The organism is Porphyromonas sp. oral taxon 279 str. F0450 (assembly GCF_000292995.1).
In the GTDB taxonomy this organism is placed as follows: domain Bacteria; phylum Bacteroidota; class Bacteroidia; order Bacteroidales; family Porphyromonadaceae; genus Porphyromonas; species Porphyromonas pasteri.
Genome location: NZ_ALKJ01000019.1, coordinates 245120 through 257563, shown reverse-complemented (window position 1 = coordinate 257563; position 12444 = coordinate 245120). Strand labels below are relative to the sequence as shown.

General features: G+C 53.8%; 9 protein-coding genes. 7 read left to right on the top strand and 2 right to left on the bottom strand.

Annotated features, from left to right (window positions below):
* Positions 1-15: 15 nt before the first annotated feature.
* From HMPREF1323_RS04965 to tilS, 5 genes are read left to right on the top strand one after another with little or no spacing between them, the layout of a single operon-like run.
* Positions 16-1197, top strand: coding sequence for a 1-acyl-sn-glycerol-3-phosphate acyltransferase (locus HMPREF1323_RS04965; protein WP_009433043.1), 1182 nt, complete (start codon positions 16-18; stop codon positions 1195-1197).
* Position 1198: 1 nt separating this feature from the next.
* Positions 1199-2758: a PepSY-associated TM helix domain-containing protein gene (locus HMPREF1323_RS04960; protein WP_009433197.1), complete on the top strand. Its 1560-nt coding sequence runs from the start codon at positions 1199-1201 to the stop codon at positions 2756-2758.
* On the top strand, positions 2758-3864 hold the full coding sequence (locus tag HMPREF1323_RS04955) for a Nif3-like dinuclear metal center hexameric protein (RefSeq protein ID WP_009432972.1): 1107 nt from the start codon (positions 2758-2760) through the stop codon (positions 3862-3864). Before HMPREF1323_RS04960 ends, HMPREF1323_RS04955 begins: the two co-directional genes overlap by 1 nt.
* Positions 3864-4727, top strand: coding sequence for a zinc ribbon domain-containing protein (locus HMPREF1323_RS04950; RefSeq protein ID WP_009432994.1), 864 nt, complete (start codon positions 3864-3866; stop codon positions 4725-4727). Before HMPREF1323_RS04955 ends, HMPREF1323_RS04950 begins: the two co-directional genes overlap by 1 nt.
* 8 nt (positions 4728-4735) lie before the next feature.
* The gene (gene tilS, locus HMPREF1323_RS04945) at positions 4736-6097 is read left to right on the top strand and encodes a tRNA lysidine(34) synthetase TilS (protein ID WP_009432885.1); all 1362 of its coding nucleotides are present in this window, start codon (positions 4736-4738) and stop codon (positions 6095-6097) included.
* A gap of 78 nt (positions 6098-6175) precedes the next feature.
* On the opposite strand, the gene HMPREF1323_RS04940 is transcribed toward tilS, so the two are convergent.
* Complete coding sequence (locus tag HMPREF1323_RS04940) at positions 6176-6922, bottom strand: WGR domain-containing protein (RefSeq protein WP_188807462.1); 747 nt, start codon at positions 6920-6922, stop codon at positions 6176-6178.
* Between the two features lie 288 nt (positions 6923-7210).
* On the bottom strand, positions 7211-8515 hold the full coding sequence (locus HMPREF1323_RS04935) for an acetyl-CoA hydrolase/transferase family protein (RefSeq protein WP_009751906.1): 1305 nt from the start codon (positions 8513-8515) through the stop codon (positions 7211-7213).
* 425 nt (positions 8516-8940) lie between these two features.
* Here HMPREF1323_RS04935 and HMPREF1323_RS04930 point away from each other — a divergent pair, with 425 nt between their 5' ends.
* Positions 8941-9654, top strand: a complete 714-nt coding sequence (locus HMPREF1323_RS04930) for a hypothetical protein (RefSeq protein ID WP_009433037.1) — start codon at positions 8941-8943, stop codon at positions 9652-9654.
* Positions 9651-11966: a TonB-dependent receptor gene (locus tag HMPREF1323_RS04925; protein WP_009433140.1), complete on the top strand. Its 2316-nt coding sequence runs from the start codon at positions 9651-9653 to the stop codon at positions 11964-11966. Before HMPREF1323_RS04930 ends, HMPREF1323_RS04925 begins: the two co-directional genes overlap by 4 nt.
* Positions 11967-12444: the final 478 nt, after the last annotated feature.

Below are 12444 nucleotides of genomic sequence, written 5' to 3'. Positions count from 1 at the left end.
AGCACACCATCCACTATGGATCTCAAGAAATACGAAAGCATCCGTCCACTGGCACCCGAAGAGGTGCAGACGGCTATCCAGCACCTGACGAGTCTCGAGCCCCTTCGTGCCGTCTACGAGAGCCTACAGCTCGAGCAGTCGTGGGATGCATTAGTCAAGACGCTCAGCACCTGCCGTAGCGTCGAAGACTTCAAGCGCGCAGTGAGCTACCACTGGGTCAAACACATCATGCGCAAGTGCTGTAGCTCCGTCGAGCTCACGGGTACCGACCACATCACGAAGGATGGCACCTACACCTATATCTCCAATCACCGAGATATCATCCTCGACTCAGCTTTCCTCAATGTCCTTGTAGCAGATATAGAGGCGAAGTTCCCCGAGATCGCTATCGGCGACAACCTCATGCTCTATCCCTGGATCGAGACCTTGGTTAAGCTCAATGGGAGCTTCCTCGTGCGACGCAACCTCCAAGGGCGCGAAGTCCTGCTGGCTGCTCGCCTACTCTCCGAGTACATGCACGATGCCATCGCCGAAGGGAAGAGCCTTTGGATCGCACAGCGTGAAGGGCGCTCAAAGGACTCCACCGACAAGACGCAGCCCGCACTGCTGAAGATGCTTGCCCTCGGTGCAAAGAGCCGCCAGCCTCTTGAAGCCCTTGCGCCACTGAACATTGTCCCCGTGACCTGCAGCTATGAGTATGACCCTTGCGACTACCTCAAGGCGCAGGAGATGCAGCTCAAGCGAGACGTCGAGGGCTTCAAGAAGAGTCCAGCTGACGACGGCATCAATATGCGTACAGGGATCTTCGGCTGGAAGGGTGAGGTATCCTTCCACATCGCCCGTCCTCTCAATGAACTGATCGCCTCACGAGGCGAGACGGCAGAGAAGTACAGCACCCCCGAAGCCATCGCTCTGCTCATCGACTCAGAGATCCACAGCCACTACAAGCTCTACCCCATCAACTACATCGCCCTCGATACCCTCGAGGGAGGTAAGCGTAGCCTCTATGACTATAGTGCTGAGGACGAAGCTAAGGCTCTCAAGTATATCGAGAGCCGCATCGATCTGGTCAAGCTCCCTGATGGACTTGCTCCCGACCGCACCTTCCTACGGCACTGCCTACTCACCATGTACGCTAACCCCGTGCGAAGCATGCTTCAGGCACGACAGGGTAGCATAGCAAACTCAGGAGCATAGGATGAAGGCAAAGAAGATACACAAATATCTGGGGATCCCACTCTGCTTTCTTCTCTTCTTGGCAGCCCTCTCTGGGATCATCCTCAACCACCGAGACCTACTACAGAGCATAGACATTCCCCGTGCAGTCCTCCCCAGCGACTATAAGTTCGAGAAGTGGAATAATGGGGCTGTACGAGGTGTACTCCGCGCCGACAGCTTGGCTTATATCTATGGGAGCGTAGGCGTGTGGGTGACCGACAGTAGCCTACGACGTGAGGCACGACCACTGCATGCGGGCTTTGTCCGTGGCGGCGACGAAGCTAAGATCATGTCTATGGCGCGAGATACAACGGGCGGGATATGGGTCGCTTCGCAGTATCGCCTCTATCGCCTCGCCCCTCAGCGTGACCGATGGATCGAGCAACCCTTACCGAGCTCTGTACGTGGGCGCTTGGCTGATCTACAGATCACGGACGACTCCGTACTACTCCTGAGCCGCTCCCTACTCTACCGCCGTTCGCTTAGCGATCCCAGCTGGACTACCTACGAGCTGAAGAAGCCCGATGGATATACGGGGAAGATCCTACTCTTCCAGATCCTGTGGATGCTCCACAGTGGAGAGTACTTCGGCCTCACGGGACGAATCATCGTTGACATCATCGGGCTCTTCGTCATACTCCTCTCCATCACGGGGATCTTCTACACTATCTTCAGCCACCGTCTGATGGCGAAGAAGAACAAGCACGGGACCAAGGAAGCCACCGAGAAGAAGCGACAACTCTCGCGCAAGCTCTCCATGCACTTCAAGTGGCATAAGGTCATCGGCCTTCACCTCTACTATATCCTCCTCTTCGTCTTCATCACGGGATGGGTGCTTCGTCCTCCGCTGATGATTCCCTTCATCCTCACAAAGGCGCGTCCGAATACTTTCAGTACACTCTATAGCGAGAACCCTTGGTTCGACCGTCTGCGTGGTATTCGTGAGGATCACCAGAATGGAGGGTGGCTGCTCTCGACGAGCGAGGGGTTCTTCAAGCTCCATGACTTCGCGGCTAAGCCGGAAAAGTGGGAGCTCCAGCCCGAGGTCAGCCCGATGGGAGTCAATGGCTTTGCCCAGCGCCCTGATGGAAGCTGGCTCATCGGCTCCTTTACTGGGCTCTTTGAGGTCTACCCTGATCAGAAGGATCCTATACGCAACTACTTCACGGGTGAAGTCATCCGTGAGGTAAAGATGGGGCCTCCTATAAGTGACTACATGATCTCGGGACTTCTCGCAGGAGACACTCCCAGTGAGGACTACGTCTTCCTTCACTACCGAGGTGCCGTACGTAGAGCCTCTGACCACAAGACAGGAGCACAGGAGCTCCCCTTCGTTCACCAGCCTGAGGCACTCAATGAAATGCCTTACTCCCTCTGGCAAGCTGCTCTCGAGCTCCATGCCGGACGCCTCTATCGTCCTTTCCTCGGCAAGTGGGGGACAGACCTATTCATCTTCTTCCTCGGCCTCGCCTCTGTCATCGTCCTCATCACAGGGCAGAGGAACCGACGTAAGAAAAAGAAACAAGCTAAGCACGACTGATGACACCTATATATAAGGTATGGGAAGTCCTCACTGAGAAGCTCCCTACAGCACTACAAGAGAGCTACGACAACTGTGGCTTGCAGGTCGGCGACCCTTCGCAGATAGCTACGGGCGTACTCTGCTGCGTTGACATCACCGAGGCGGTCCTCCAAGAGGCTATCGCCAAGGGGTGCAACATGATCATCGCCCACCACCCCCTCCTCTTCAAGGGGCTAAAGCAGGTCGGCACCTCCAGCTATATCGAGCGCTGCGTACGCCTGGCTATACGTCACGACCTCACGATCTATGCTGCTCACACCAATGCTGACAATGCGGACGGCGGGCTTAACTATCTCTTAGCCGAGGAGCTGGGACTGCAGGCTGTCACAGCCCTAGCCCCCATGTCCGACACACTCATGGAGCTAGTGACCTTTGTCCCAGCGAAGAAGCTGAACCAAGTGGCCGAAGCACTTTGGACTGCTGGTGCAGGCACGATCGGAGCATACGACAGCTGTAGCTATCGCAGCTCTGGGCAAGGGACGTTCCGTGCTCTTGACGGAGCTCATCCCTTCGTAGGCGAGATCGGGCAGCTGCATGTAGAGCCTGAAGAGCGACTAAGCCTCACCTTCCCTGCCTACCGACAGCGTCAGGTGGAGCAAGCCTTGCTAGCCAGCCATCCTTATGAGACGCCCGCCTACAGCATCACCCGACTGCAGAACGTCCATCCACGTATCGGTGCGGGCGTCATCGGGGAGCTCCCCGAAGCAGAGCCCGTAGATAGCTTCTTACGCAGAGTAGCAGTCTACTTCAAGACCGAGCAGCTTCGTTACAGCGTGACGGAGAAGACAGCCATCAAGCGTGTCGCTATCTGTGGCGGAGCTGGTGCCTTTCTCTGGAAGCAGGCCAAGCGAGCAGGTGCCGATATCCTCATTACAGGCGAAGCCAAGTACAACGATTACTTCGACTGCGAAGGGGCTCCCATCCTCTGTACGGTGGGGCACTACGAGAGCGAATGCATTGCGGCACAGCTCTTCGCACAGATCATCTCAGATAAAATGCCTAACTTTGCGGTCTATCAAAGCGAGTTAGACTCCAATCCTATAAAAGCGTTACAGCATCCATAATGGCGAAAGAAACAACGACAAAGAAGACGACCACCAAGAAGTCAACCAAGGCTAAAGAAGTAGCTACCCCAGAGGTGGCCACGACAGTAGCAAGCCCTGAAGCTAACGTTAGCTCTGCCGACCGGACGGTAGCAGACAAGCTCATCGCCCTGAGTCGCCTACAGGAGACCTTCACCAAGATCGACCATATCAAGACCCTCCGTGGTGAACTCCCCCTTGAAGTACAGGACCTCGAAGATGAGATCGAAGGTATGGAGACGCGTCTCAAGCACCTCGAAGAGGACAACAAGCGCCAGGTGCAGGCTGTAGCTACAGAGAAGGCTAAGATCCAGAAGGCTGAAGAGCGCATCGAGGAATATAAGGAGCAGCTCAACAACGTCAAGAACAACCGCGAGTACGACAACCTCTCCAAGGAAATCGAATTCCAAGGCCTTGAGATCGAACTCTCTCAGAAGCGTATCGCCGAAGGGACGATCGAGATCCAGCACCGCAAGGAGCGTATCGCTACTCTCAAGGAAACTATCGGTGAGCGCCGTGTAGACCTGGAGGCTAAGCAGGAGGAGCTGGCACGTATCAAGGGAGAAACAAAGCAGGAAGAAGAATCTCTCCGTGCTGAAGCTATCCGTCTGGAGGAAGGTATCGAGGAGCGTCTTCTCCACGCCTTCACTCGTATCCGTGAAGGAGCCCGCAATGGTCTTGCTGTCGTGCCCATTGATCGTGATGCTTGCGGTGGTTGCTTCAACAAGATCCCACCCCAGCGCCAGGTAGATCTGAAGCTTCATAAGAAGATCATCGTCTGCGAATACTGCGGTCGTATCCTCGTCGATCCTGAACTCGTAGAGGAAGCTCACCAGCACAACTAAGAAGGGAGATGCGCTCTCTTCTCGAAGCTCAGGTCGCCACGACCATCCAAGAGCATCGACTCATAGATAGCGCCACCCAGCGTATATACATAGCCATCAGCGGAGGGGCCGACTCGGTCGCTCTGCTGATGGCTATGCTTGCTTTAGACTATGGCGAAAGACTCGAAGCACTCCACTGCAACTTCACACTACGTGGCGAAGAGAGTGAATGCGATGAAGCCTTCGTGCGGGAGCTATGCACGAAGCTCAGCGTTCCCTTGCAAATCAAGCGCTTCGATACTCGAAGATATGCCGAGGAGAAGGGCATATCTATCGAGATGGCAGCACGTGAGCTACGCTACCAGTGGTTTTGCTCCTTTACTGAAGGTAGTGAAGGCAGGAAGGTCGTAGCCGTTGCCCACAATGCAGATGACCAAGTAGAGACCCTACTACTCAACCTCTCTATGGGTACAGGCATCCGTGGGCTCAGTGGTATGCCGTTCATCAAGCAGGCAGAAGGTATCATCCGCCCCCTACAAGCAACTCCCCGTGCACTTATACTTGACTATCTGAGCGCTCTTGGGCAAAGCTATCGTGAGGATAGCTCAAATAGCGATACCCGCTATAAGCGCAATCTGATTCGCCATCAGCTCATCCCCCTCTTTGAGGAGCTTAATCCTTCCTTTCGAGCGACGACCTACCGCACGATAGAGCACCTGCGCTCGACGGAGGCCCTCTATATGGAGACGATCGAGTGCTACCGAGCCGAACTACTATCCCCCAATGGCTTGGAGTATAAGCCCCTTGCCACTCATCCCGAGCGAACGACCATTCTCTTCGAGCTCTTACGCCCCTATGGCTTCCAGCGCTCCCTCGTCGAGGAACTCAGTAAGCATCTCGCAGAGGGGACGGCCGGAGCAAAGTTCTACTCCCCTACCCACCTGCTCATCCATGGTGTGCAGCTGCTGGAGCTACTCTCACGTGAGGAGGGAGCAGCCGTATCCCTATCCATTGACATCAGCCAAGACGGGCAGTGCGCACTTCCCTTCGGAGGAGAACTACACTGGGAGCTCCTTTCCCTTAGTGCTCTAAAGGGTGGCTACCGCACACCTCGAGAGGTCGCAGTCTTTGACTACGATAGGTTAGAGTCCCAAAGGCTTACCATCCGCTCACGGCGTGAGGGCGACACCCTCCGCCCCTTCGGTATGTCGGGGAAGAAGCTCCTCAGACGCATACTCATTGACGGGAAGTTCTCTCACCGCGCACGCCGTGAAGCCCTTTTGTTATGTCGAGAGGAAGCCCCCATCTGGCTCATCGGTCATGTGGCTGACCGCACCTTCGCACTCTCAGATACGACGCAGACTGTACTACGCTTCACCTATCACAAGTAGCTTCCATACAAATGAAGTCGCCCGCTTGGCATGAGGACCAAGCGGGCGACTTCTTTATTTATGAACGATTATGAGCAACTAATTAAGACCGACTTCACGAGCATAGATCTCCAGATCATCACGCTCTTGCAGGAGGAGCTCGACTGAGCAGCGGACAGGTGCTCCGAGACTCTTGAGCTTGACGAGGCGATCGAGAGAGCGTAGTGCCAAAGCATAGAGTGCCTTGGAGAGGCTACCCGTGATCTTCACCTGCGCAAGAGCCAGCGCTACGATGACACGATCCGTACGGCGGAGCTGCTCCAGCAGTGGGCGTCCCTCCAGAGTGAGGTTGCGCTGGGCTTCCAGTTCCTCATAGGTCTCTCCCTTAGGCGGGCAAAAGGGTAGATGATAGAGCTTGGATATCAATGAGGCTGGGTAATGTGTAAGGTCTGCCTTTGGTCGACGACGTAGGAGGTCACTGAGCTCCCATAGGGCATCACTCCCCTCATCATTTCCAAAGGGTGCTGCATCTTGGATACTGGAATAATAGACCTCCGAGCCGAAGTACTTGCGGAAGGTCGGGTGGCTGGTCAGGGGATGTAGCCCCATCTCATCATCGTCATAGTAGAAGGACTGCATCGGATCAAAGCCAGGGAAGTCCTGGAAGCCTGCCTTTAGCTTTGCGTCGACCAACTGCTGGGCGCGCTCTTCGCACTCCGCTGCGTCGGCAAACGACTTGACCTCATAGCGCCCTGATGTAGATACCTTACCCCAGTTCGTCATAAGGTCCCCCCCCAGCGTCTCTACACGCCAGTAGCGGTCGGCCTGATGATCTGACAAACGCATTACTCTATTCATACTCATGCGATCAATTGATTGGTAGGAGCGCGCTGTATTGTAGGGTTATGATGTAAGGCTTCCGGCGACGATGCTCCCTCATGTGGTAGACAAATGTAGTCATTTATAATATGAAAACCTATTTTACCACAAATTTGATCTCTTCCCTTTAAAAACATGGGTAGCAACACCCTACACTTCCTAAAGCGGGCGAGAGCAAGGAGACCCTTCGTAGGGAGGTTCCTTGCTCTCTTCTATATTATCCAGAGGCATTCTTCAGCCTGCTTTATCAAGCTGCTACTCGCCGAAGCGCTCACGGATGACCTCCATGAGCCCAGAGCGGAAGTCGGGGTGAGCGATGCTTGTCAAGGCCAGGGCACGCTCACGAAGCGTCAGACCACGGAGACGCACCACGCCGTATTCGGTAGCGATGTAGTCTACCTCATTGCGCCCTGAGGTCACGGTGGCTCCCGACGGCAAGACTGGGACAATGCGCGAGCAAGTGCCATCCTTTGCCGTAGAGGTGAAGGCTAAGATGGAGCGACCGCCACGCGAGCGCTTTGCCCCACGCAGGTAGTCGACCTGCCCACCCGTGCCACTATATTGGTTGAGTCCGATAGCTTCGGATGCTACCTGCCCATAGAGGTCTATCTCCAGGCAGGAGTTGATAGAGACCATGTTGTCATTCTGCCCGACCATATAGGGGTCATTCGTATGATCGACGGGGTACATCTCGATCATATCATTCTTATTGACGAAGTCATAAAGTGCCTTCGTACCCATGATGATGGAGCTGACGACCTTACGTGGATGCAGGGTCTTCTTCTCACCCGTCACATTGCCAGAGTTGATCATGTGCATGACGCCGTCGGTGAACATCTCCGTGTGCAAGCCCAGATCTTTCCGCTCTCGTAGGCTCTGAAGTACGGCATCGGGGATCGCCCCGATACCGATCTGAAGCGTATCTCCGTCGTGGATGAGTTCGGCACACAGCTCACCGATGCGCTGCTCGACAGGCCCGATAGGAGCAAGAGGGAGCTCCACCAAGGGGCGGTCAACGGGGACGATATAGTCCAGCTTCGTCACATGGATGAGGTTGTCCCCTCCGATGAAGGGCATCTGCTTATTGATCTCTGCGATGACGATCCGCGCAGCCTCTGCGGCGGGCTTGGTATAGTCACACGATACCCCGAAGGAGCAATAGCCCTCTTCATTGGGCTCGCTCACCGAGATCAATGCGACATCGACAGGATAGATACCATTCCTAAAGAAGTCTGGGAGTTCATGGAAGTGACAAGGGAGATAGTCGACACGCTTATCCAGGTAAGCGGGGCGGCTATTCTTGTCAAGGAAGTTAAGGACGGGATGTACATGCCCCACCATCTCTGGGCGGAGGTGCCAAGGCTCGGCAAAGTACAGCATGTGGAAGGCTTTCACGTCCGTGAGGCGCTCGCGATCATCGTAGAGGGCTTTGGAGAGGCTGCTGGGGGCTGCCACAGCATGGCCAAAGACCAAGAAGTCCCCGCTCTTTACTGCCGATCGCACGGCTTCGAGGGCGGTCGTAGTATGGCGAGCAATGTGCTCTTGCCAGGTAGTGCTCATTGATTTAGCTCTTATATGAAAAAGGGCTCCTGTGTAGTATTAGGAGGGCCATCTTCCCAAGAGACGTAGGCTAACGACCCCAACATCCTGGGGTACAAAGCTGCGACTCCGATGAAGAAGCCTACCAAAGGTAAGTATTCTACTTTTTCCCAACAATACCCCCCTCCACTCCTCACCAAAGCTGGCACACAACCGCATACCTTAGTTGGAGTCGAGCATGCTTCATCCGTCACATTTTGACGATAAGTTGAATACATCTAACTTTATTGCAGAAATAAGCATAGCGCATTCCATCCGTAAGTGCTATAAGGAGCTTAACATCTCCAAGAGAAAACGCATCACCATCCACCCAACGCAGGGAAGCTACCCAAGGATCGCTTCAAAGAACGAACACAGATACCCCACCCATCTTAATTCAAATCAATATGAAATCACTAACGACCCTACTTATTGCCGTGAGCATGCTACTCTCGAGCTTTGCCCTGCAAGCTCAGCGAACCACGGAGTTCTTTTACCTCGGCAACGTGTACTGCAAGACTAAGGCCGGAGTCGAGCAGCGCTTCCCTTATCTACCGGTCTACCTCTCCCTCCAAGAGAAGCCCAATGACATCATCGCAGTCACGATGACTAATGCTAGCGGGACAGCTTCATTCAAGGGTGTCCCTATAGACCCCTACAAGCACCATATCCTCACGGTACATCTCCCAAGTGGTACGTACCGCTTTCGTGAAACTGCTATAGAGAAGAATCCTGGCTTCACTGGTAATATCAGCACGCATATTCGGCTCGATGCCATGGAGAAGTACCTCACAGTCTCTACGATTGTTCCCAAGAAGGAGGATAGTGATAAGCTGGCACTTGACCTGGCGACGAACGCCATCAAGGGCGCCAAGCGGAAGGGCGTAACGATCTCCGATGCAGAAGGGCTTAACTACAAGCTCTTTATATCAGGTCGTATGGTGCAAACTAAGAAGCAAGCAGATGCACTCCTCAAGATAACGGGTGAGATGCTCGATAAGATCGTCATCACACACCCAATACAGGCTAATGACTACTTTGCTGGATCAATAGACTTCTTCCTCATAGATTTCCCTGCAGAGAAGCTTGTTCCCATGGACTTTAGCTTAGAGCGTCTATGAATAAGTCCTGCCTGATAGCACTCCTCCTCATGCTCGCCCCCCTTAACCTCCTCGCTCAGATCGAGGTGCGGGGGCAGGTAGAGGATATGAAGACTAAGGCGCCGATCGCTCTTGCCTCCGTTACGCTGGTGAGTGAGCGAGACTCAACGCTCGTCCTCAGAGGGGCTACAGACCTGCAAGGTGGCTATCTCTTTAGTGACGTCAAGGTCGGGCGCTATCTTCTACGTATTAGCTTCCTCGGCTACAAGCCTCTGGAGCGACGACTTCGTATAGTGATGCCCAGCCAAGGCTTCACGGTGGAGCTTCTCGATCAGCTACAGCAGGATAGTCAGGTGCTGGAGGATGTGGTGGTACAGGCTAAGGCTACGCATCAGCGAGCCGACCGTAGGGTGATCACCTTTGCACCGAAGGATGTCCGAAAGGCCCTACACAGCTATGACCTGCTCAAGACCCTACCCTCAGTCAGCTTCGATGTGATGAACGACCGCCTCAAGGGAGCTATGGGCGGAGAGGTGCAGCTCCTGATCAATGGGATACGCTCCACAAAGACGGATGTACTTATGCTGCCCAAAGAGAAGATCAAGCGAGTAGAGGTCTACGACATTCCCCCAGCTCGATATCGAGCTGTGGAGTGTGTGATCAATATCATCGTCTCCGGACTAGACGACGGCTACATCGCAGGTGGCTCGCTCAATCATGCCTTCACTACAGGCTTCGGAAATGATGAGGCCTATGCCTCCCTGATCAGTGGACGGCATAAGCTGAGCCTTGAGTACACACTGAACTATCGTGACTATCGTGACCGAGAGTCGCTTGCACAGTATAGCTATAACCTCAATCAGCAGGCACTACAGCTCACCTACTCAGACCATGATGCTTTCGGCTATACGACACACAGCCCCGCCCTCAAGTACGCCTATGTAGTGGATGAGCGCTATCTATGGGAGGCTCGCCTACAGCCGAGAGCTGAGCGACGCTTCTCTGACAATATTGAATCGGGGCTCTACACCGCAGACGGGGTCGCTGGAGAGAAGCTGACTACCACGGGTAGGGATAGGACCCAGCAGTTCAATCCTTCGCTTGACCTCTACCATTGGCGTAAGCTTGGGGAGAAGGACGAACTGAGCCTTAACCTCGTGGGGACGCTCTTCTCCACCAAGAGAGACACTAAGACCCGAGAGCAGGGCGTCGCTACAGGGGTCACGAGCTACGAGGACTTCATGAAGCTCGACAATAGTAAGCGCTCCCTCATCCTGGAGGCTACTCACACCCGAGAGACGGGACGCTTACGCATCAGTTCGGGCTACAGGGGAGAGGTCTCCTTCTTACATTCACAGGTAGACAATCACTTCGGCATCCTCGACTATACCAGCCGTACATGGCAGCACTATGGCTACAGTGAGATCTCGGGGCTTCAAGGGAGGTTTTTGTATCGACTGAGCCTTGGCTTGACCCACACGCACAATCGCTCCAGCTATCGCTCCTATAGCACTCTCGCCTTCACTCCGAAGGTCGTACTTGGCTATACCCTCGGTGGAGGTAGTGACCTGCGCTTGATGTACGACGACAAGCCCATCCTACCGTCTCTGGAGCAACTCAGTAGCAACCGCAGACGAACTACTCGTGATATCACAGAGGTAGGTAATCCCCAGCTAGAGAATGCACATATGCGCCAGCTGACTGCTATGTATTCGCATGCCAAGGGGATCTTTGATATTAAGTTGGTAGGTCTCTATAGCCACACACATCGCCCGCATATCCAGGCTATGAAGCGTGAGGGGGCAGGGATCACGTTCGCTCCGATCAATGGAGCATGGGATGACGAACTTGCTGCGGCTGCGAAGGTAGCCGTCAAGCCCTTTGGGGACAATACCCTACTTATAGATACGTACCTTATAGCTGCGCATAGTAGACTTCGCTCATCAGAGATTAGTTATGATCGTGGCTCGCTCTATGGTCAGTTTTCGCTGACTGCCCAGCATAAGGGGCTACAGCTCTACTACAAGTACGCCCTCCCAGCCTATGGCTATGATTCGGGCTATGCCTCTCGTATGGAGCCAGAGCATACGGCTTCACTCTCCTATCGCTTAGGGAATTGGAAGTTCTCTGCCTCCATGCTATTCATCGGGACGCCGGCCTATTATCATGACTATACGCTCGGAGAGCGCCTCGTCCAATGGAGTAGTGAGACGTGGATAGACGATAATAAGAATATGATCCTGCTTGGGGTGGCCTATCACTTCTCGCGAGGCAAGGACAAGACCTACTCAAAGAACCTTCAGAACGAAGATACTTCATCCCCCACGCTATAGGTAGCCGAGACACCCTCCCCCCCTGCGGGCCCATCTTGATAGAGTCCCCCCTGTATGCTCCTTTTAAGGCACATGCAGGGGGGCTTTCTTTTCAGCAAATGCTACGAAGCATAGCGAAAGCACTCCCGATCCTATGCACACCATAAGATCAAAGAGCTATTGTAAGCAGCTGTATATGCATACAGATAGAGTCGCAGATCTGCAGAAAAGAAGACCTGCACCAGTAGCTGTAATCCGCTATCTACGTGGGTAGTCCTAAAGTCTACGTGCATAGATGATAAGTTCTCTGTACATAGATTTTAAATCCACGTACGTAGATATAACTTTTCTCGTAGAGCTATGAAGGAAAAGCAGCTTGAGTATGGAGGAAATGCACCTCGACGTGATATGATTAATCAATGCTCCAGCACCCATTATAAGATATATAATAGAGGCACTTACCTCTACCCTATACCTACATCTATGTATTTTGCAGAGG